16 protein-coding genes and 1 pseudogene are annotated in these 21,265 nt (G+C 71.6%); 8 read left to right on the top strand and 9 right to left on the bottom strand.

Going from position 1 to position 21,265, the window contains the following annotated elements; genetic code table 11:
• Positions 1-9: 9 nt before the first annotated feature.
• Entirely contained in the window at positions 10-396 is a 387-nt protein-coding gene (locus tag ACQ9ZG_RS11055) for a hypothetical protein (RefSeq protein ID WP_109915743.1), read from the bottom strand.
• A 16-nt stretch (positions 397-412) separates the two neighbouring features.
• The gene (locus ACQ9ZG_RS11050) at positions 413-820 is read right to left on the bottom strand and encodes a hypothetical protein (RefSeq protein ID WP_232790392.1); all 408 of its coding nucleotides are present in this window, start codon (positions 818-820) and stop codon (positions 413-415) included.
• A gap of 267 nt (positions 821-1,087) precedes the next feature.
• Between ACQ9ZG_RS11050 and ACQ9ZG_RS11045 the strand changes: the two genes are divergently transcribed.
• Positions 1,088-1,492 (top strand): hypothetical protein, encoded by a 405-nt coding sequence (locus tag ACQ9ZG_RS11045; protein ID WP_028418401.1) that lies wholly within the window; start codon positions 1,088-1,090, stop codon positions 1,490-1,492.
• 3 nt (positions 1,493-1,495) lie between these two features.
• Here the strand turns inward: ACQ9ZG_RS11045 and ACQ9ZG_RS11040 are convergent, their stop codons facing one another.
• Positions 1,496-2,095, bottom strand: coding sequence for a hypothetical protein (locus ACQ9ZG_RS11040; protein WP_109915742.1), 600 nt, complete (start codon positions 2,093-2,095; stop codon positions 1,496-1,498).
• A gap of 231 nt (positions 2,096-2,326) precedes the next feature.
• The gene (locus tag ACQ9ZG_RS11035) at positions 2,327-2,557 is read right to left on the bottom strand and encodes a helix-turn-helix domain-containing protein (RefSeq protein ID WP_106961757.1); all 231 of its coding nucleotides are present in this window, start codon (positions 2,555-2,557) and stop codon (positions 2,327-2,329) included.
• A gap of 709 nt (positions 2,558-3,266) precedes the next feature.
• On the opposite strand from ACQ9ZG_RS11035, the gene ACQ9ZG_RS11030 reads away from it, so the two are divergent.
• Positions 3,267-4,610, top strand: a complete 1,344-nt coding sequence (locus ACQ9ZG_RS11030; RefSeq protein ID WP_258312205.1) for an NsdA family TPR-like regulatory protein — start codon at positions 3,267-3,269, stop codon at positions 4,608-4,610.
• Between the two features lie 100 nt (positions 4,611-4,710).
• Here ACQ9ZG_RS11030 and ACQ9ZG_RS11025 read toward each other — a convergent pair whose 3' ends face one another.
• Complete coding sequence (locus tag ACQ9ZG_RS11025) at positions 4,711-7,854, bottom strand: DEAD/DEAH box helicase (RefSeq protein WP_109915740.1); 3,144 nt, start codon at positions 7,852-7,854, stop codon at positions 4,711-4,713.
• Positions 7,855-8,003: 149 nt separating this feature from the next.
• Positions 8,004-9,011 carry an SEC-C domain-containing protein gene (locus tag ACQ9ZG_RS11020; RefSeq protein WP_109915739.1) on the bottom strand — a complete coding sequence of 336 codons (1,008 nt, stop codon included), beginning with the start codon at positions 9,009-9,011 and terminating at the stop codon, positions 8,004-8,006.
• A gap of 253 nt (positions 9,012-9,264) precedes the next feature.
• On the opposite strand from ACQ9ZG_RS11020, the gene ACQ9ZG_RS11015 reads away from it, so the two are divergent.
• From ACQ9ZG_RS11015 to ACQ9ZG_RS11000, 4 genes are all read left to right on the top strand, one after another.
• The gene (locus tag ACQ9ZG_RS11015) at positions 9,265-10,032 is read left to right on the top strand and encodes a class E sortase (RefSeq protein WP_109915738.1); all 768 of its coding nucleotides are present in this window, start codon (positions 9,265-9,267) and stop codon (positions 10,030-10,032) included.
• 90 nt (positions 10,033-10,122) lie between these two features.
• Complete coding sequence (locus tag ACQ9ZG_RS11010) at positions 10,123-10,461, top strand: DUF6412 domain-containing protein (protein ID WP_070201356.1); 339 nt, start codon at positions 10,123-10,125, stop codon at positions 10,459-10,461.
• 234 nt (positions 10,462-10,695) lie between these two features.
• Positions 10,696-11,484, top strand: a complete 789-nt coding sequence (locus ACQ9ZG_RS11005) for a YidC/Oxa1 family membrane protein insertase (RefSeq protein ID WP_109915737.1) — start codon at positions 10,696-10,698, stop codon at positions 11,482-11,484.
• A gap of 211 nt (positions 11,485-11,695) precedes the next feature.
• Positions 11,696-12,556 (top strand): fumarylacetoacetate hydrolase family protein, encoded by an 861-nt coding sequence (locus ACQ9ZG_RS11000; RefSeq protein WP_084995358.1) that lies wholly within the window; start codon positions 11,696-11,698, stop codon positions 12,554-12,556.
• 133 nt (positions 12,557-12,689) lie between these two features.
• On the opposite strand, the gene ACQ9ZG_RS10995 is transcribed toward ACQ9ZG_RS11000, so the two are convergent.
• A complete protein-coding gene (locus ACQ9ZG_RS10995) occupies positions 12,690-13,169 on the bottom strand; it encodes a heme-degrading domain-containing protein (protein WP_018488662.1) in 480 nt (159 codons plus the stop codon).
• A complete protein-coding gene (locus ACQ9ZG_RS10990) occupies positions 13,166-14,329 on the bottom strand; it encodes a Gfo/Idh/MocA family oxidoreductase (protein ID WP_109915736.1) in 1,164 nt (387 codons plus the stop codon). The genes ACQ9ZG_RS10995 and ACQ9ZG_RS10990 overlap by 4 nt, the downstream gene beginning before the upstream one ends.
• A 73-nt stretch (positions 14,330-14,402) precedes the next feature.
• On the opposite strand from ACQ9ZG_RS10990, the gene ACQ9ZG_RS10985 reads away from it, so the two are divergent.
• The gene (locus ACQ9ZG_RS10985) at positions 14,403-15,512 is read left to right on the top strand and encodes an ROK family transcriptional regulator (RefSeq protein WP_109915735.1); all 1,110 of its coding nucleotides are present in this window, start codon (positions 14,403-14,405) and stop codon (positions 15,510-15,512) included.
• Between the two features lie 198 nt (positions 15,513-15,710).
• A pseudogene (locus ACQ9ZG_RS10980) lies at positions 15,711-15,839 on the top strand (TetR/AcrR family transcriptional regulator); the annotation flags it as partial.
• A 179-nt stretch (positions 15,840-16,018) separates the two neighbouring features.
• Here the strand turns inward: ACQ9ZG_RS10980 and ACQ9ZG_RS10975 are convergent.
• Positions 16,019-21,100: a hypothetical protein gene (locus tag ACQ9ZG_RS10975; RefSeq protein WP_499280393.1), complete on the bottom strand. Its 5,082-nt coding sequence runs from the start codon at positions 21,098-21,100 to the stop codon at positions 16,019-16,021.
• Positions 21,101-21,265: the final 165 nt, after the last annotated feature.

Below are 21,265 nucleotides of genomic sequence, written 5' to 3'. Positions count from 1 at the left end.
ACTAGCTCGTCAGTCTCTGTCGTCGTCGCCGTACTCGGGGAAGTGGGCCGAGTACCGCTTGGCCAACTCGCGTCGAATCGCTTCGGTTGTGGGGTCGATGACCTCCCATCCGTGTCCGGAGCCGTGATCCACGAACAGACCGCAGGCACGGTCTTCGGGGAGTCCTGCGGGGCACCATGGGAGGAGCGTGATCCGTCCGCTCGTCTCGTTCCACCGGGCCCACAAGGCGCCTCCGAACGTGCCGTCGGCGTCGTCCAGCATGACCGCGTGGTCGTCTTCGTGATTCTCGCCCAGCTCGCAGAGCACGTGTCCGTCCCGTAGTTCGCGGATGTGGCACAGCAAGGCAAGGACCGGCGCAGGGGTGCTTGTCACCATGACGGCGGTGCACTTGTCCATCGGAATGTGCGGCCCTCTACTCGTCGTCGGCCGGGCGCCGGTGCGCTTCACGGCGAATGCGTTCGGTGAGCAGGTCCCGAAGCGGGTCCGTTACGTGGAAGCTGTGGGGGAGGGCGTGATCACCGGGTAGTCCGCACCACTGCCTTGAGCCCTGTTCCACGTCATGGAGAACGGCGGGACACTCGGCCAACACGGCGAACCGGTAGACGCGGTGGGTGCTCGCCCCGGTCCACAGAAGCCACAGGCCTCGGGACGGATTGGTCTCGGCGGTCCACAGGTGCGCGGCGTGCTCGGTCCTCTCGTCGTGTTCGCTCAGTCGGCAGAGAAGATGTTCGTGGTGGTCGAGGTGGCTATCTGCGTCGTCGGGACCGCCCTCCATCTCTTCGAGCGCTTCCAGGGCTTCGAGCTGGGGCGTGGCGGTCACAGCGGTGCATTGCAGCACGGTGGAGGTCTCTTCTGTGTGAGTGTCGGCGTAGGGGCCGCCCCGTCCGTGTGCCACGGACGTAGAACGCGGACGGGGCGGTCGGGGACTCTCGCGATGCGCATCACGGGGTAGGCCCCTCAACCGTTGCGGAACGCTCTCAGCAGCTCCGGAACGGGTTCTGTATCCCCTCCGGCTCTCGTCCACCCTGGGTGGGCGGCGTGGTCGGCAGCGGGCGTCTGTGGTGCTGGCGGGAGCTAGGCTCCGGCTATGTCCGAGCCTTTCGTGAACGGCGACGTGCACCACCGTGCGTGCGGCATCTGCCCGTCCCGGGTCCACGCTGTTGGCGACTTCGACGTCTTCGAGCGCCCGACGCCGGATTGCCCGTTCAGCAAGACCGACGGGCACCGGTACTCGGAGGACGGAACACCGGTCTGCGTCCACCCCGAAAAGGTCGGGCTGCCTGCGGGGCGTTACAAGAGCGAAAACGCCCCGCTGGCCTTCACGCTGGACCTTCCGCCCGACCCCTCCGAGGTGGTTCCGTACTTGCGTGAAGTGCTGTGGAACGCTGCCCCCGTCCTCCTTGATGAGCTGATCTCCCAGGCTCAGAAGCAGATGGTGGAGCGGTTCCCTGAGATGGACCCTCTTACGGTGATGCGGCGGGCTCTTGGCTGACTGCTAGGCGGCCACGACGGAGAGTTCCTCCGCCGAGAACCCGAAGTCGTGCGCCTGCCCCTGCTTGCGGAACCCCATGGCCGCGTACTTCTGGTCCAGCCACGCGAGCCGCCGGGTCACCTCCTCTGCCGGAAGCCACAGGCGCCGGTCCGGCTCGCCCCATACGGCGCGGTACGCCCGGTGGGTGTAGTCCCCCTCCCGCCAATCGGTGTGCTCCTGGTCGGTCTGGTGGATGATCGCCACGCCGACGCGGGCGGCGATACGGGCCAGAAGCTGCGGTTGCGCGATCATCGCGTGCGTCATCTCGTCCACGGGGACGGCGACGGGGATCTCCGCCGCGTTCTCGTCGCCCGTCAGCTCGAAGACGGCGGCCTTGAGGCAGAGCGCCCGCAGCCCTTCATCGAACAGACCGTGCTTGTCCCGCTCCTGGTCGTAGTGCGCGACGACGACCGAGCCGGTGAAGCACTGCCAGTCGGCGTCGTACTTGAGGCTTGCCGCCTTGAACGTGGAGAACTCCTGGTCGGCCTCGATGGCCGCGTGGATCTCGTGTGCGCGTACCGCCACCGTCTCAGCGGCGGGAAGAGGCTTGATCGTGGGACTCACTGGTGCACTCTCCTTATTGGCTGTGTGGATTTCGTGCAACCCGGCTCGACTGCCTTCATCGGTACGACTGATGGCGTCCGGGCCGGCGGTTCGATCTCGTCTCCACCGGAACGTCCGGCAGGGGGCGAGTCAGGGATCTCGTGCCGTTGGGCGGCCCTTTGGCCGACTGCCACCGGCCGGCGGCCGGACAGACCGCTTCCATTCGTTGCGGAACGCCCCGGAAGCGCATCGCTACCGACGCTTGCGGGGGCTCAGATTCGCGTGGCCCTTTCGGTTGGGCGGGCGGCGCGGGACACCCCACCCGTCGACGATCCTGGCGAGTGTGCGCCGGTCGATGCCGTACTCCTCAGCGATCCTTCGAATAGGTACGTTCGCCTGGACGCGGGCGCTGATCCGGGCCCGGTCGGTCAGAACAACGCTCTCGCGTCGGGCGTAGTCGGCCCTCGTCGTCCCCTTGCGCATTACGGAATGCCGATCGTCGATTCGCGCTCATCGCCCGCCCACCGCGGGCTGACGGTCTCGCGGCTCGGTCCGGGCCAGGGATCTAGCCGCGGACTGCGCAGGGACGGCTGGAGGCCTCCCACCTGGCCCGGGCTCACTGCATGGACGAACACGGCGTGATGCCTGCTCTTCGGGGGAAGGACGAGAGTCAGTAATGCGCCCAACACTCCGACGATACGATCTTTCATAGGTCGTTCAGCTCCTCGTAGCTGGTCGGCTCAGCCCTGACTCGACCGGTGATGCGGCCGGGTCAGGGCGTAACGGATGCCTGTCAGACGCGGCGATTCAGGCGGTCGCGGGTGTTCTCCACCTATACGCGTCGGCGGAGCTCGGTGAGCGAGTACGACTCGCTTCGGTCCTCGGCTAGTACGGGCTTGTACTCGGGGCACGCACGCCTGCCGCAGGCGCAAGGGGGGTACCTCATGGGTGAGTCGAACGCTGAGGTGTCCACGCTCGCTCCGAAGTACAGCGAGACCGCCGTGTGTGTCAGAGATCGATAGCTAGTTGCGGCTCGCGCAACCATGATCGCGTTCCCCTCTCTCGCTGCGCTTGCGCTTCTTTGCTGCTTCCTGCTTGCACTAGGCAACAGCCTGGACACGGAGAGCGGTACCGTTGGAGGGAGGGCAAAAGTTAAGAGCGTTTAGCAGCCGCAGCACAGGAGTTGGGGCCAGTGAGCACACGTCAGCCGAACGCCGGTCTAGGCCAGCTCTTCCGCGAGAGCGGGTGGACCATGCGACAGTTCGCCCAAGCGGTGAACCGCCTCGGGACGGAAAGCGGATCTCCACTGAAGTACCAGCAGGCTTCCGTGCACCAGTGGTTGAGCGGGCACCTGCCGCGCGAGGCGGTCAGGCCTCTGATCCTTGAGGCACTTGCGCGCAGGCTCAACCGGCCTGTCACACGGGAGGAAGCCGGATTCCCGGCGGCTTCGGAACCATCTGAGCAGTCGACGACGGTGGAACAGTTAATCGACCTCGGGAGGCAAGATATGGACCCATCGCGGCGAAAGATTTTAGCGGCGGGCATGTATTCAGCGGCGCTGACTGTGCCCGCCTTCTCCGCTCTGGAAAGGACAGCGAGTGCCGCTGATCGAGACCGCCTCACTCGCCCCTCTGGTCGCATTGGAGGGGGTGAGGTTGAAACAGTTCGTCGAATGACGGATAAGATCGCAGAAATTCTTGACGAACTGGGTGGCGGGCATGCGCGGCCGATGGCTGCTGCCTTCCTTGTCAATACGGTAGCGGGTTACCTGCACGCTGACGCGTCGGAGAAAGTTCACCGCGACATGCTCTCGGCCGCATCTGACCTGACATACCTGACGGGTTGGATGGCCATGTATGAGCGGGCTCATGGGCTGGGGCAGACCTACTACCTCCGCGCCTTGGACCTGGCCCGTGAGTCAAGTGACCAACTGACCTACTCTCGAACCCTTCGCGGCATGAGCCTCCAGGCCTCCCACCTGCGTCACGGACGGAAGGCACTGGAGTACGCCGACTCGGCGGCAGAGGCGGCGCCCCAGGCCAGCCCGCGCCTGACGGCCTTCTTGCGAGGGCAACAGGCCCATGCGTCTGCCATGGTCGGAGATCGCCGGGGGGCTGTGCGACGGCTCAAAGAAGCGGAGTCGGCGCTGAGTCAAGCCGACTCTCGGCGTGATGCAGTGGGTGGCTATGATCAGGCCGCCTTTCTCTTTCATGTCTCGCATGTGCACTACGAAACGCGAGACGTCGAGAATTCGATCAAGGCGCTGCGCAATTCCATCCGAGTCATGTCTCCACTGGAAAGGCAAGGCAGGCTCCATGCTCACGCGGTGCTCGCCCAGAGGCAGCATGAAATCGGGCACCTTGAGGAGTCGTGCACGTCGTGGGAACGCTTCCTGGATGACTATGAAGCGTTGTCGACTGCGCGAGGTGACGAGCACTTCGATAAGCTGCGCGCCATCAATGCGCCCCGACAGTCCCCTGTGACTCGAAGGCTTCACGACCGAATCCACGCCGTGGCGAAGCTGAAGGCGGCATAGCTAGTCCTTCCGGCCCCACTGCCCAGATTTGGCTGCGGGCGGTCAGGGAGGGGCGGTCTGCTCGATTTCGGCAGGCCACCCCTCCTGTACAGAGAAGCTCTCAGCCGGCAGCGATGGCCGAGTAGGTCAAGACGTCAGCTGGGATCTGGTGGGAGAGCTTCCACTCGATCGCCATGGGGTTGCTGCCCGTGTGCTTGACGTACTCCGCCGGTCCCATGAGCATCCACGGCTGAGGACCGCTGATATCCGTCTTCTTGTACCGGCGCACAAAGAGGAGAACGTGCGTGCCCTTTTCCTTGTGGGTTTGATAGCGAATCCCTGTGGGGGACTTCTCCGACGTCTGGTTCTGCGACTCCCAGTGGAAGAGGAGGTCGTTGAGGGCGTAGTCCTTGTAGCGAGTCTCGGGTGAGAAGTCCTTCTCGTCTTTCTCAAGGGTGACGAACAGAGCGTCGGTCCGGATGTTCTCGCACCACTTCACCCCCTCGCGGAAGTGGCCCGGCTTGAAGCCGTCCACGGCGGCCTGGCCCAGGGCGGGGAGGATTTCTTCCCGGCTGTAGGAGGCGTGGATGGTGAGGGGGATGGCAGCGTGCGTGCCGAGGAGCGGGACCGGGACGTGGTCGGCCTGCTGGAGGACGTGGGCGAGCACCTGCTGCAACTCGTCCCGGAACGCGTGCTGATGGCTCAGCGAGTCCAGGCCCGCCTGGTAGCTGGTGAAGCCTCCGCCCAGAGGCCAGAGCGAGAAGAAGAACATGCGGGCGTACCCCTGTTCCTGCTCGCTGAGTTCATCGTAGGGAGGGGCATCGTCGGCCAGTAGTTTGCTGTATGCCGCAACACGCAGCGGGTCATCGACGTGAAGGAAGGCCGACACCCGCTTGAGGAGGGGCAACTCGCCTTCAGGGCCCACCGGGTCCAGGAGCCTCGCCCGACGGAGTAGGCCCGTCCACGAGTTTCCACTGCCGCGGTAGAGCTCTTTGATCTCCCGGCCGCTCTCCTTGAGGAAGTCTGCAAGCCGTGGTTGCGCGTAGGAAGCGACCTCGCGGGTCAACTGCGTGACATTGACTGCGATCTGTGTGCGGATGTTGTCGATGATCAATTCCTTGGCCTTGGTCTCAAGGATGATCTGGCAGCCGGAGGGCAGTTTAGGGAAGTCCTGCTCGATGTTGCTCAGGAGGCGGTTGCGCGTCAGATTGGTCAGAGCACGGAAGGGCTCCTCGAAGCGGAATTCCTTGCGGTGTTGACCGATGAAGTCCAGCACGGTGAGCACCGCTTTGTCCTCGGTGCGGCGCAGACCGCGGCCCAACTGCTGAAGGAAGACCGTAGCGCTAGAGGTGGGGCGTAGCAGGAGCAGGGTGTCGACGTCGGGGATGTCCAGGCCCTCATTGAGCAGGTCGACGGAGAAGATCACCTGGAGCGCTCCCGAGCGCAAGTCGTCCAGGGCGGCCTTGCGGTCGGGAGCGGGAGTCTCGCCAGACAGAGCCACAGCGTTCAGGCCGGCCTGCCGGAAGAAGTCGGCCATGAAGTGTGCGTGCGCGACCGATACGCAGAAGCCCAGGGCGCGCATGGAGTCAGGGTCGGTGACCTTGTCCTTCACCGCTTGAACCACGAGCCGAGCTCGCGCCTGGTTGCCTGTGAACAGGTTGCTCAGCGCTGCTGAGTCGTAGGCTCCACGCTTCCACGTGACCGCACTCATGTCCGTGTTGTCGGTGACGCCGAAGTAGTGGAAGGGGCTGAGGAGTTCGTTCTCCAACGCCTCCCACAGCCGCATCTCCGCTGCGATCCGGCCATCGAAGAACTCGTCCTGGATGTTCAAGCCATCCATGCGTTCCGGGGTCGCAGTGAGCCCCAGGAGTTCCTTGGGACGGAAATGGTCCACGATCTTGCGGTAGGTGGGCGACGTACCGTGATGGAACTCATCGATCACGATGACATCGAAGTGGTCGGGGGCGATGCGGTCCAGAGCCTGTGTGGTGAGCGATTGGACACTGGCGAATACGTGGGTCCAGCGAGTAGGGATCTCACCGCTGAACAACAGCTCGCCGAAGTTCGCATCGATGAGGACGTTCTGGTAGACGCGCAAGGATTGTTCGAGGATTTCCTTGCGGTGCGCTACGAAGAGCAGGCGTGGGGCGCGTCCCAGCGTCTGGCGCAGGCGCTTGTAATCGAGCGCCGCCATGACGGTCTTCCCGGTCCCCGTCGCCGCGACGAGAAGGTTTCGGTGGCGATCGTGCACCGTGCGTTCGACTTCGAGGCGTTCGAGCATGTCCCGCTGGTGGGGATACGGGCGAACCTCCAGGCCGGAGAGAGTGATGCTCGTCGACCCCGACCCGGGGCGACCACCGCCGCCTGCGCGGGACAAGGCGTCGTCCAGTCGTTGGGCATCGCGGTCGGGGTCGTACGACTCGAAGGCGGGCTCGCTCCAGTACGCGTCGAAGGTCGCCTCGAACTTACGGAGCACCGAAGGCGTGGCGACGGAGGAGAGACGGACGTTCCATTCGAGCCCGTCGAGGAGCGCGGCTTTGGAGAGGTTCGAGCTACCGACATACGCCGTGTCGAAGCCACTGTCACGACGGAAGAGCCATGCCTTCGCATGGAGGCGGGTGGAGCGGAGTTCGTAGTTGACCTTGACCTCGGCGCCGAAGTCGCGCACCAGTCGATCCAGAGCGCGCCGCTCGGTGGCGCCGATGTAGGTCGTCGTGAGAACGCGGATCGGGATGCCGCGCTCGCGCGCCGACGACAGAGACTTCTCCAGGACGCGGAGTCCATGCCATTTCACGAACGCGCAGAGAAGATCGACGCGGTCGGCCGTTGCGAGTTCGGCGCGCAGTTCGAAGCCGAGACTGGGGTCCTCGGGGGCGTTCGTGATGAGTGCCGTCTCGGACAACGGTGTCGCGGGGCGTATGGAGTACACACCCGGCTCCTCCTGCTCCGCGACGGCCAGCAACTGCCGCGGCCCATCGGTGACGAGGTCCACCCACTCCGTCGCGCCCTCGATCGTGTTGAGCGATTCCAGAATGTGATTGGCCGCAATCACCTGCTCGGCAGGCGAGAGGCCCTGGAGTACCTGCCGCACAGTGGCGCCGATATGGCGGGAGAGTACGTGGGGTGCCGACTCCGCACCGACTGAGGCATCGATGGAGCGCCATCCCGTGGAGTCGAGCTGTTTCATCCGCTCGGCAAGCCGATGCGTGATGAGCGATTCGTAAAGCCCAGCAACCGGTGCGTCATCCGAAATGTCGTTGGGCATGCCCCCGAGCCCTCCTCATGTGGCTGCGTACTACATGTGCAGTTGTATCAAGGAGCGCTGACAGCCGGAGCCAAGGCGCCTGAAAACCGCAGGGGCCGTAAACCGCCGTATCGCGGTTTGCGGCCCCTGCCAAGGGTGTCCGGGAGGCGTCACCCGCCCCCGTGGCACACCCCGTAGACCTCCCCCGAGCCGCACCAGCAGGCTGCCGTGCGGGACGGGGGCCACGGGGTGGCGCGGCCTCGGGCGGCGAGGGTGGTGGCGTACTGGGGGAGGAGGGCGGTGGTGGTGGGGGAGGTGGCTTCGGAGGCGGCGAAGGCTTCGTACGAGGGGACCGTGCCCGTGACGATGCCCAGGTTGGGGGTGCCCGCCGCGTGGAGGTCGCGCAGGGAGGCCTCCAGGCGGGACAGGTGCGTCGCGTGGTCCACGTACTCCTCGGTCAAGTCGGGGTAGGCGGTGAGGAGTTCGCGGAGCTCCTCCTTGGGCCAGTGCAGCACCGCCACCGGGAACGGGCGGGAGAGCGCCGTGCGGTACGTGCCCAGCTCCGCGCGCAGGCGGGTGATCTCCGCCGCCAGCTCCGCCGGGTCCGAGGAGCCCAGCGACCACAGGCGCTTCGGGTCGTGGAGTTCGTCCAGGGGGACCGGGGCCGTGTTCAGTGCGCCGGCCAGCTCGTCCCAGGCGTCGTGGGGGAGGGCGAGGAGGCGGCGTACCCGGTGGCGGCCCGTGAGCAGGGACTGCGTGGCGTACGGGACCTCCTCGCCTGGGGCCAGCAGCAGGGTCAGCGCGGTCGAGAAGAAGTCGTGCGCCGACTCCAGCTCGTCGTGCGCCTCCAGGGTCTCGGCGGCGACCTGCCACGGTGCCGCGTCCGGCGGGGCCGCGGCACGGATGCCCTCGATGATGGCCCGGGCCTCGGCCTCGTGCCCGTACTCCCAGAGGTTGGCGGCCTTCAGGGCCTTGATCAGGTGCGGGTTCTCGACGGCGGACTCGGGGGCGGCCAGCAGGTCGTCGTAGAGCGTGCTCGCGCGGGCGCGGTCACCGGCCAGTTCGAGATGGGCCGCGGCCCGCAGGACCAGGGGCTCCCGGTCCTCCGGATACTGCGCCGCGGTGCGCAGCAGGCGCTCGGCTTCGGTGGTGTGGTCGGCAGGCGTGTCGGGGCGCATGGATCACACGGTACTGCCGGAGCCCGGCCCCCGGGAGAAGAGGCCGCAACCAGGACCGGAAGGCGGCGACGGATGCGACGACAGGAGGGAAGTCGGGAGGAAACGGAGAGGGAACGGGAGGGGAGGAGTGGGGGGAATCGGCGGAAAGGTATGGAGAGTTCCGGAGGACGGGTCTATCTTGCCCGCCGTGTGGGAGCGGCACGGGGGTGTCCCTGCCGCGCCGCTCGTGCGGGAGGGGGAGGGAGGCGGTGCTGTGCGGCGGCGACTTCTCGTCCGTGCGCTCTGGGGGTTCGCCGAGGTGGTCGTCAGCCTCGGCGTCGTCCTGCTCCTCCTCGTCGCCCACCAGCTGTGGTGGACCAACCGGCTCGCCCGCGACGACGCCGGGCGGACCGTCCAGGCTCTGGAGAGGGAGTGGAGGGCACCCGCGCCCCCGTCCTTGTCCCCGTCCTCGCCCGGGCGGGAACCCGGAGCCGGGGCCGTGACCGAGCCCTTACCGACACCGGGAGCTGGATCCGGATCCGGTCCCTCCTCTTCCGCCGCTCCCCGTGGCGAACCCCCCTCCCCCCGCTGGGACCAGGCCTACGCCGTCCTCCGCATCCCTCGCATCGGCCTCACCGCCCCCGTCGCCGAAGGCACCGGCAAAGGCGGCGTCCTCGACCGCGGGTACGTCGGGCACTACACCCGCACCGCCCAGGCCGGGCAGGCCGGGAACTTCGCGCTCGCCGGGCACCGCAACACCCACGGCGAGCCCTTCCGGCGCATCGACCGGCTACGGCGCGGTGACCGGATCACCGTCGAGACCCGGGACGCCGTCTACACGTACACCGTCGACAAGAGACTCGCCCGGACCACACCCTCCGACAGCGGGGTCATCGCGCCCGTGCCGCGCTCCGGCGTCACCACCTCCGCCGGGTACGGCGAGCCCGGGTACTACCTCACCCTCACCACCTGCACCCCCGAGTTCAGCTCCCGCTACCGGCTCGTCGTGTGGGGGAAGCTCACCGCCATGCGGCCCCGGTAGCCGGTCGGCGGCCGTCCCGGTCCGGGGCGATCATCGTGTATAACGAATTCAAGGACGTTGTACGAGTGACGAGTGCGGGAGGAGCCATCCATGCGTGATGCCGAGTCCCTGCGCGGCGCCTTCGCCCGGGTCCTCCGGCCCGTCGGCCTCCTCGTTCTCCTCGTCGCCCAGGTGGTCCTCGCCGAGGGCGGTGGCCTCTCCGCCGCCGTCGCGCTCGCCGCCACCGCCGCGGCCGGCTCCGCGCTCCTCGCCTGCTCCGTCATCAGCGCCCGCTGCGCGCCCCCGGTGCCCCGCACCCGGGTCCGTACGGCGATCAGGGACCGCGAGAAGCGCACCGCCTTCCTGCCCCAACGCGACCCCGACGCCCGCGGGCGTACCAGGCCGCGAGCCCCCGGGTACGGCCTTCCGACGGCCGCCGTCGCCGTTTAGGGCGCTCCTCCCACACTCTCCCCGTACCACCCGCATCACCCCCTGAGCGCCCTTCCGCGCCGGTCGTCCTGCCATGCACCGAGCGCAGCACGCGCCCCACGCGCATCTCACGCCCGTATCCCGTGCACCGCACGTCCGTATCCCGTGCGTCGCTCGCACGTACCGCGTGAACCCGTGCGTCCCCGCGCGCCGCGTATCTCTTCCGGCACGACGAGACCCCCGGAGGGCTCACCCATGTCCGCCTTCATGTCCGCTTTCGCCCATCTGGTCGGCTCCCTCGCCGACCTGCTCCAGCCGCTGTTCCACGGCGCCTCCACCGCCGCCGCGATCGTCCTCTTCACCGCGCTCGTCCGGCTCGCCGTCCACCCCCTCTCCCGGGCCGCCGCGCGCGGGCAGAAGGCCCGGACCCGGCTCCAGCCGCAGATCGCGGAACTGCGCAAGAAGCACGGGAAGAACCCCGAGCGGATGCAGAAAGCGATCATGGAACTCCACGCCGCCGAGAAGGTCTCACCGCTCTCCGGCTGCCTGCCGAGCCTCCTCCAGATGCCTGCCTTCTTCCTCCTCTACCACCTGTTCTCCAGCGGCTCCATCGGCGGCGAGCCCAACGCGCTCCTCAGCCACGACATCCTCGGCGCTCCCCTCGGCGGGCGCTGGCACGACGCCCTCGCGGCCGGCGGGGTCCTCGGGGGGAACGGCCTGGTCTACGTGGGGCTCTTCGCGCTCGTCCTCACCGTCGCCACCTTCAGCTACCGGCTCACCAGGCGGCAGATGGCCGCCAACCCCGTGAACCCCGCCACCGGCCCCGACGGGCAGCCCCTGCCGGGCATGGGCGCGATGGCGAAGATGATGCCGCTGCTCTCGTTCGCCACCCTGATCACCGTCGCCGTCGTCCCGCTCGCCGCCGCCCTGTACGTCGTCACCACCACCGCATGGAGCGCCGCCGAACGGGCCTGGCTCTACCGGGACGTGTACCGCGACCGGGACACGGCCGCCGCCGGTGGTGCCGTCGCCACAGCGGCGTAGTTCCGGCCGTCGGTGTCCCGGCCGTCCGTATGCCGGCTTCCGGTGTCCCCGCCGCCGGTAGCCCGGTCGTCCGGATCACGGCCGCCGGTGGGGCGGTCCAGTGTGTGAACGGGGTCTTGCGGAGTGATCCCGGCTCTTGGAGGATCAGACAAGCCCTTCGCCGGCCGCAACCCGCCGGAGGGCCCCACCTCGAACAAGAGGAGTTGGACCGTTGAAGCTGCTTCGAGTCGGTACGGCGGGCGCCGAGCGCCCCGCGCTTCTCGACCGCGACGGGACTCTGCGTGATCTGTCGGGAATCGTCCCCGACATCGACGGCGATCTGCTCGCCGACGCCTCCGCCCTCGCCCGGGTACGGACAGCCGCCGACACCCCCGCCGTGCTGCCCGCCCTCGATCCTGCGGGGCTGCGCATCGGGCCACCGCTCGGGCGCATCGGCAAGATCGTGTGCATCGGGCTGAACTACCACGACCACGCCGCCGAGACCGGGGCGGCCATCCCGGCGGAGCCGATCCTCTTCTTCAAGGCCCCCGACACCGTCGTCGGGCCCGAGGACACCGTGCTCGTGCCCCGCGGCAGCCGTAAGACGGACTGGGAGGTCGAACTCGCCGTCGTCATCGGCCGCACCGCCCGCTATCTGGCCTCCGCCGAGGAGGGCCTCGCCCATGTCGCCGGGTACGCCACCGCCCACGACGTCTCGGAGCGCGAGTTCCAGATCGAGCGCGGCGGCACCTGGGACAAGGGCAAGAACTGCGAGACCTTCAACCCGCTCGGTCCCTGGCTCGTCACCGCCGACGAGGTGGCGGACCCGCAGGCCCTTCCGCTGCGGCTCTGGGTCAACGGCGAGCTGAAGCAGGACGGCACCACCGCCGACCAGATCTTCCCGGTGGGCGAAGTCGTCCGCTATCTCAGCCACTTCATGACGCTCTACCCGGGCGACGTCATCAACACCGGTACGCCCGCCGGGGTCGCCATGGGACAGCCCGAGCCCAAGCCGTATCTGAAGGCGGGGGACGTGGTGGAGCTGGAGGTGGCCGGGCTCGGCCGGCAGCGGCAGGAGTTGAAGGACGCGTAGGCCCGCCCGGACGAGGGGAGGGGCGCCGCCGCCGTACCCGGCCGTACGCGCGGCCGTACCCGGTCGTACGCGCGGCTGCGTCCGCCGTACGCCGCTGTGCGCGGGTGGCGGTGCCCCTTCCTCCCGCGGTTTCTCAGCCCGCCGGCGTCGACGTGAACTGCTCCAGCGCCTCCACCACCATCGCGTGGTCCTCCGCCTGCGGCAGCCCCGAGACGGTGACCGTGCCGATCACGCCCGCCCCCTCCACCGCGATCGGGAACGAACCGCCGTGCGCCGCGTACGTGTCCGGGTCCAGGCGGGACGACTCCTCGAACGTCGTGCCCTTCGCCCGGAACCGGGTGCCGACCAGATACGAGCTCTCGCCGTACCGCTCGACCACCTTCCGCTTGCGGTCGATCCAGGCGTCGTTGTCCGCGCTGGAGCCGGGCAGCGCCGCGTGGAACAACTGCTGCGCCCCGCGCCGGATGTCGATCGCCACCGGTGCGTGCCGCTCCCGGGCCAGCCTGACCAGCAGGCTGCCCAGCGCGAACGCGTCGTCGTAGGAGAAGTGCGGGAGGGTGAGCCGGCGCTCCTGGGCGATCAGCTCGGAGATCGTGGGGGAGGTGGTGGTCATGGGGCGGGCTGCTCCTCGTGGGGGAGGTGTCCGGGCAGGGTGACGGTGACGCCCTCGCGGGCCGAGCGGCGTGCGGCTTCCAGGACGTCCAGGGCGGCGGCCGCCTGGAGTGCGGTGACCGGGTTCTCGCCGGTGCCGCGCAGGGCGGCGGTGACGGCGGCGTAGTACGCGGGGTAGGCGCCGGGCAGCGTACGGACGGGGGTGCCGCCGCCGGTCAGCGGGGACTCGCCGGAGCCGATCCGGCCCCACAGCGTCTCCACCTCCTCGCCCCACGGCTCATCCTCGGTCGCCCCGGGGCGCTTGCCCTCGCGCAGGGCCGCCTCCTGGGGGTCCAGGCCGTACTTCACATAGCCCGCCGTCGAGCCGAGCACCCGGAAGCGCGGGCCGAGCTGGGCCGTGGTGGCGCTGACGTACAGATGCGAGCGGACCCCGCCGGCGTGCGTGATCGCGATGAACGTGTCGTCGTCCGCAGCCGCGCCCGGACGCCGTACGTCGGACTCCGCGTAGACCGAGGCCGCCGGGCCGAACAGGACCAGCGCCTGGTCGACGACGTGGCTGCCCAGGTCGTACAGCAGTCCGCCGATCTCCTCCGGGTCGCCCGACTCGCGCCAGCCGCCCTTCAGCTGCGGGCGCCAGCGCTCGAAGCGGGACTCGAAGCGCTGCACCTCGCCCAGCTCGCCGCCCGCGACCAGTGCGGCGAGGGTGCGGAAGTCGTTGTCCCAGCGGCGGTTCTGGAAGACCGAGAGCAGCAGGCCGCGCTCCTCGGCCAGGGCCGCCAGCTCGCGCGCCTCGGCGGCGGTCCCGGCGATCGGCTTGTCCACGACCACCGGCAGGCCCGCCGTGAGCGCGGCCGTCGCGAGGGAGACGTGCGTCTTGTTCGGGGAGGCGATCACGATCAGGTCCAGCTCGTCCGCGCGCTCCCACAGCTCGTCCGGCGAGGCGGCGAACCGGAGGTCCGGGTACGCGGCGCGGGCCTCGGCCCGGCGCTCCTCGTTCGCCGTCACGACGGTGTCGAGGACCAGGCCCTCGGTCGCGGCGATCAGCGGGGCGTGGAAGACGGAACCGGCCAGGCCGTAGCCGACGAGGGCGACGCGGAGGGGAGCGCCACCGGGGCGGGCGTCGGGGAGAGGGGAGCCCGGGAACGGGGCGTCGGCAACCATGCCTTCCACTTAAGCAACGCTGTTGCCAAAGTGCAAGCGACCGGCACAATAGGGTGGTGAAGAGGAGCGAACCGTGAACGGGAGCCTGACGAAGGCCCAGGCCGGAGTAGGCCTGCCCGCCGTGCGCCACCACAACGCGGCCCTGGTCCTGGACCTGCTGCGGGAGGCCGGGACGGAGGGCATCAGCCGGCTGGAGCTGGCCGAGCGCACCGGCCTCACCCCGCAGGCCGTCAGCAAGATCACCGCCCGGCTGCGGGCGGAGGGACTGGCCGTGGGCGCGGGGCTGCGGCCCTCCACGGGCGGCAAGCCGCGTACGGTGCTCCGGCTCGTTCCCGACGCCCAGTTCGCCGTCGGCCTCCATCTGGACCGGGACGGACTCACCGCCGTCCTGGTCGACCTGGCGGGCCGCCCGGTCGCGGTGACCACGGCTCCGCTCGACTTCGGTGCCCCGGCGGAGCGGGTGCTCGGCGCGGCGTCGGACGCCGTACGGGATCTGCGCGCCGCCGAGCCGCACAAGCCGGTGCTGGGGGTGGGCGTCGCCGTGCCGGGGCCGCTCGACCACCGGGACGGCGTGCTCCACCGGGTCACCGGCTTCCCGAGGTGGGACGGCTTCCCGCTCCGTGACGCGCTGGCCGGGCGGACCGGGCTGCCGGTCACCGTCGACAAGGACACCAACGCCGCCGCCCTGACCGTCTCCTTGAGCGAGCCGTGCGGTGACTTCGCCTACCTCCACCTCGGTACGGGGCTGGGCGCCGGGCTCGTCCTGGGCGGCGAGCTGCACCGGGGTGCGCGGACGGGGGCGGGCGAGTTCGGCCACCAGACCCTCCAGCTCGACGGGCCCCTGTGCGAGTGCGGGGGGCGCGGCTGCATCGAGGCCCTCTGCCTGGCCGCCGAGGCCCGCGGCGACCGTGCGGAGGCGGCCCGGATCCTGGGCGCGGGCGCGGCGAACCTGGTCGGGCTCCTCGACATCGACCGGGTCGTGCTGGGCGGGCGGACGGTGGCGGCCGACGAGGACGCGTACGTGCGGGGCGTCCGCGCCGTGATCGCCGACCGGGCCGCCCGGGGTGCGGGCGGCGCCCATGTGACCGTCACCGTCGCGGACGGCGGCGACCGGCCCGTCGCGGAGGGCGCGGCCCAACTGGTGCTCGCTCCGGTGTTCGGACGGGTGGGGGAGCGGGGGTAGGGGGCCCTTGCTGCCGGTGTGGTCCGTGGGGCGTCAGGCCCTTCCCGATCTGCGGGGCGCCGGGTCCGGCCCGTTCTGCGGGCGTCAGGTCCCTCCCGCTCTGCGGGGTTCGCCAGGTCCGGCCGGTTCTGCGGGGCGTCAGGTCCCTCCCGTTCTGTGCGGCGCCGGGTCCCGGCCGTTCTGCGGGGCGCCAGGTTCCTCAGCCAGGGCGTCCTGCTGGGGCTCGCCCCGGACGCCGACGAGCAGTACTTCGCCGACACCGCCCGCGCCCTGGTGTCGGGCGCGAACCTCGTGGGGGGAGGGGCGGAGGGGGCCGGAGGGCTCTGAACGGCCTTTCTCCCTGCGGCAGTTCCCCCGGTTACCGCTGTCTCCTGACGGTCACTTCTCCTGCTGATGCCGCCCGGGTGGCCGCTCCCCCGCCGGGGTGCTCCCCGGGGGTCCCGGGTGGCCGCTCTCCCCCCGGGTGACCGCCCCTCGGGCGACCGCTCCGCCCCGCCCCGCTCGGCCTATCGCCGCTCCCACGCCTCCGTGAACATCTCGTGCAAGGGGGCCGTCGGCAGGATCCGTACGAACGGGGCGACGACGCGGTCGCCGTACAGCGGCCACACCGCGTGCGTCGCCAGCTTCGCCTTCTCCAGCGGCAGGTGCGGGGCGCCGATCTCCGTCCAGTCGCCCGGCAGGAAGAGCGTCCGGCCCGCCCGCGCCCGCTTGGCCTCCACCACCGCGTCCGTGGCGAGCAGCTCCGCCGCGGCCTGCCGGTGCTGCTCGGCCGACCAGCCGTTCCAGCGGCGGACGTTGCGGTCGGTGGGGGCGGCCAGCGTCGCCAGCTGGAGGTGGAGCGCTGCCGCGTCCGTGCCCACCCCCAGCTCCTCCGCGACCCGTTCGACCAGCTCCGGGCAGGAGTGCCGGGGGTCGGCCTCGTACGCTCCCGTCGGCACCGCCCCGGAACGGGACCGGCGCAGCATCCGCTCCAGCCCGCCGCCGGGCAGCAGCGGGGCCACCCGGTCCAGCGCGCCGGTCAGGCCGGTGACCTCCCGGAGCCGCCGCCACACCTCCGGGCCGGTGACGGCGGTGGGCCGGAGGAAGGAGACGCCGCCGGGCGCGCAGACCACCAACGGCCCGCCGTCGTACGCCGTCGGCGCCGGGGTCCCGTCGTCCTTGCGGCGGCCCGGCGCGACCGGCAGCCGGGCGGGCCCGAACCGCTCGGCCATCCGGTCCGTGGTGTCCTGGACCCGGCCGCCCTCCAGCTTCAGCAGCAGTCCTGGGCGGGCCAGTTCCTCCCGCAGCCGTTCGTACAGCGCAGCCGCCCCGGCCACCGCGGGATCACCCACCGGCCGGTCCGTCCACGCCCACACCAGCGCGCTCGCGATCTCCCCGAGCGCGAGGCCCACGGGGGTGCCGTAGGGCGGCTCGGCGCCGGGCGGCGGCACGGGCCGCACCGTCACCCCGTAGCTGTACGCGGTCGACACCAGCTCCCAGCCCGCCGCCTCCACGATCCCGTCGTCGGCCGCCCCGTAACCGCCCGCCAGCCGCCGCGCCCACACCTCGGAGAGGCCGAGAGCGTTTTCCAGGGTGTCGGCCGCCTCGTCGTGCACGGCGGGCCGCTCCCCGACCAGCTCCCGCCAGACCCCGGCCATCCGCTCGGCGGCGGCCTCCGTCCCGCCCCGCCGCCACAGCTCCGCCGGGTCGTCCGGCAGGGCCGCCGCCAGCACCGCGCGCCGGCCGCTCTCCCCGAGCCGCTCCAGCAGCCGCCGGTACGACTCGACCGTCATCGGCGTCGCCCTGTACGGGGCCTTCCGCAGCTGGGCGCGGTCCGCCTCCCGGTCCGCGCCGCCGGTCAGCCCCGCCAGCACCAGCCGCGCCACGGGCCGCCGTACGCCGGTGAGTCCGGCGAAACGCGCCGCCGCGGACTCCGGCAGCGGGACGGGCCCCCGCTCGTCGACCGCCGCCACCAGGGCCCGGAGCCGGGCGGCGTCGTCCCGTCCGACCGTGATGAGGCGGGCCTCCGGGTCGACCTCCGTCACCGGCCGGTCCTGCCGGGCGGGTACGGCCGCGTCCTCGGCCCGGTCCGGGGCTTCGCCGCCCTCGGACGGATCCAGCGCGGCCTCCGTGACGAACCAGTGCGCCGCGCCGCCTCCCCGTACCGCCGCGGACGCCACGGCCCTGCCGCCCGACCGCAGCCCGTCCAGGTCCTCGGGGGCGGCAGCCGTCCCCACCCACCATCGGCCGCCCGCGCGGGCGAACGGGGCGTCGGCCCAGGTGTCCAGAAGGGCGAGCAGCGCGGCCCGCTCCGGGGCCGGGGTCGGGGCGACGGCCGCCCGCCACGCGACGGCGTCCACCGCGCCCAGCAGCCGGGACCAGTCGTGCGGGGGCGCGGGCGGGGAGAGCCGGCGCACCTCCTCCCCGATCGCCCCGGCCAGACACGCGCCGTCGGCGGCCAGCGCGTTCAGCGTCGCCGGAAGGGGCTCGTCGGGCGCCCGCCGCCACGGATCGCGCTCCCGCCGCTCGATCAGCCCGGACAGGGCGGGCAGCAGCTCGGTGTCCGGCACGGACCGGCGGGGCAGGGCGGGCGGCGCCTCGGCCAGGAGGGAGACGCGCCGGTGCAGGGCGCGGCGCCGCTCCTCCACCCGGGCCGCCCGCCCGGCCACCGCCACGACGGCCGCCACCAGCACGGCGTCGGTGACTTCGGGCAACTCCCGTGCCACGGCCGCGCGCAGGGCTTCGGTGCCGTCGAGCGCGGCGGTCAGCAGGGCGTCCGCCGTCTGCGGCCGCACCGCCCGCAGCGCCCGGGACCCGGCCGCGTCCCGGGTGCGCAGCAGATACCAGAAGGCCGGGGGCAGGGCCACACCTCCGGGCCGGGTGATCGTCCGGTCCGAGGGCGCCTCGGGCTGCCGGGGCGAGCGGGGGCCATGCAGCTCCCACAGCAGGGTGCCGTCGGCCGCGTACGCGCGCACCCCCGCCGAGGTCCGCGCGTCGGTGAGGACCACATCCTCCACTGCGCCCTCCGGCGGTGACCACAGGGCCCAGGGCCGCTCGCCCCGCCGGTCGGCGGTGAACCGGGCCGTCCGCCCGTCCACGCTCTCCACCAGGAACCGGTCGGGCACACGGTCGTGGTGCGGGGTGCGGAACAGCACCCGGGTCCCGATCAGACCGTCCTTGCTGCCCAGCGGGGAGTCCGTCAACGGGGCCGGCAGGGGCGCGAGTTGCAGCGCATCGACAGCCAGGGACATGCCCTCCTCGGCGGTACCGTACGGGCCGGGAGAGGCGGCCGGACCGGTCGCCGGAGCAGTGGGGGCGGTGGCCGGGCCGGCCGGGGCGTTGGCCGGCGCGGAGGCCGGAGTGGCCAGGGCGGAGGCCGGGGCGGCGTTCGCCGGGCGGCCCGGGAAGTCCGGCAGCGGCCTCGCTCCCCGGCGCTCGCCGGTGACCGAGTGCACCACCTCCCACGGCCGTCCCCCGCGGGCGCAGTTGGTCCAGATCCGGGCCCCGTCACCGAGCTGCGACTCGTCCCGGTCGATGCCCTCCGTGCCACCGGGGCGCAGGACATGGCCGCCGCTGTGCCGCCCGCCCCCGTCGGCGCTCTCGAACTGGAAGCCGTACGCCCCGCGCAGGCCCTCGCCGAACGGCACCAGGCCGCCCGTCTCCTCCGGCGTGAACGGCTCGTCGGGGCGGTCGGCCCAGAAGGCCGTGTTCCCGTTGTACGGGTTCGGCGCGAGGGTCCAGCTGACCAGGAAGGACCCGCCCACGTAATGGACGGCGAACAGGGTCGCCTCCTCGGGCACGGCGAACCGGCAGGAGCCGCGCACCCCGTCCGGGGCCACGGCGACCGCGCGGTCCCGCCCGAACACCGTCAGCACCGGCCAGGTGGACGTCACCCCGACGACCCCGGATGCACCGGGCACCCCGGCGGCACCCATCCCGGGTCCATCGCCCGCCCCGGGGGTACCGGCCGCCCCGGGGGCATCGCCCGTCCCGGGCGCACCGACCGTCCCGGGCACTGCGGTGGCTCCGGTGGCGCCCGCTGCACGTGCCTCCGCCCCGGCCCTCGCCGCCTCGGCCTTCTCCGCCTCGGCTCCCTCGGCCCCGGCTCCCTGCGCCCCGGCCCCCTCGCCCTCCGTCGCGAACTGCTCGTACACCGCCTCCAGTTCCGGCCAGGCCAGCTCCTCCGGGAGGCCGGACGTCAGGGAGCGGTGCAGGGCGCCCGCCACCCCCGCCCCGGCCACCGCGTCGACGATGCCGCCCAGGGCCGTCACCGTGGGGCGGTCCAGCAGGGTCTCCAGCCCGCCCATGGCCTCCTCGGCCCCGGCCATACCGCCGCCCCCGACCGTGTCGAGGAGCCTGCCCGCCCGCTCGGCCACCGTGCGGGCGATCCCCTCGTTGCCCGGCAGCAGGGTCACGGCCGAGCCGGGCCGCCGGGGCCGGGACGAGAACGCCCCCGGGCGCAGGCGCGCGTGGACCGTCCCCTCCAGCCGGGGGCCGAACACCGGGTCGGCCGCCAGCGCGGCGAGGTCCCGTCGCGACCTCTCGCCCCAGAAGTGGATGCTCACCCGCGCACCCGGGTCGACCACGGGGACCCCGGTCGCCAGCACCGCGTCCAGCGCGTCCGCGTCGAGGGTCTGGTGGCGGTAGCGCGTCGTGTGCAGCGTCACCGGAGCGCCCGCCGCCCTCAGCCGGGGGCCCAGCCGCCCCACCAGGTCGAGGAAGTCCGGCGGCAGCGGCTGACGGGTGATCCCGCCGCCGGACGCGGGCGTGTACAGGTACATGTGCGCGAAGTGGCCGACCCAGCGGGACAGCCCGCCCTCCGGGACCACCCGGCCGCTCACCAGCGCCTCGGCCGCCCCGCAGCCGGTCAGCAGGCGCAGCCACGCCCCGCCGTCGGTCGCCCCCGCCGGGAAGACCTCCACCAGCCCCGCCGCGACCGGGTCCGCCGGAGGATGGGCCGCCAGGAACGGCTCCGCCGCGGTCAGCAGCGCGTCGGGCACCGACTTCTCGCGGGCCACCGACAGGACCGTGCCGACCAGCCGGGCGACCTCCTCGTCCCCCTCCCCGGCCGCCTTGGCCGAGGCCCGCACCCGGCGTACGAGATCCGCCGGGAGGTCGCCGGAGGAGCCGGCCCACGCCGTCAGGAACGCCTCCAGCGCGGTGTGCGCCCCGGTCGGCTCCAGCGTCTCTGCGAGAAACCGCTGATGGGCGCCGAACTCCTTGGCCAGCATGGCCCCGCCCGCCGCGAACAGCAGTGCGTTGGCCCGGCGGTAGGCGGGGTCCACGGGCAGTCCGTGCCCGGCCTCCGCCGTCCGCGCCGCGCCGTAGGCCCGCCCGGCGGGACGGCTCCCGTAACCGATCAGCCGGTGGCCCACGGTGTCCCAGAACCACGGCAGATGCGCGGGCGGCAACTGCCGTGCCCGCGCAGCCATCCGGTCCACGAACCGGCCGGGCTTCGTCCGGGAGCGCGCCAGCTCGGAGCCCATGTCCGCGGTGAGATCACGGGCGGCCCCGGCCGCACCCGGGTCGTGGGCGGCCGCCCAGTCGGCGTACAGGGTCGAGGTGTGCGTACCGGCGGTGGGCAGCAGAGCCACGAGCGAGGCGATCATGCTTTCGATCGTCACACGCGCCACTGACAACGCCCCCGCCGGGCCGCCCCCTCTGCCCTGTGCGCCGCCCGGCGGTTCATCGGCCACGGGCCCGCCGGTCACCGTTCCGCCGGCCACGGGCCCGCCGGTCACCGTTCCGCCGGCCAGGGGTCCGTCAGTCACCGG

This window comes from Streptomyces araujoniae (assembly GCF_050871195.1).
GTDB lineage: Bacteria > Actinomycetota > Actinomycetes > Streptomycetales > Streptomycetaceae > Streptomyces > Streptomyces bacillaris.
This window is presented reverse-complemented; position numbering and strand designations above follow the sequence as displayed.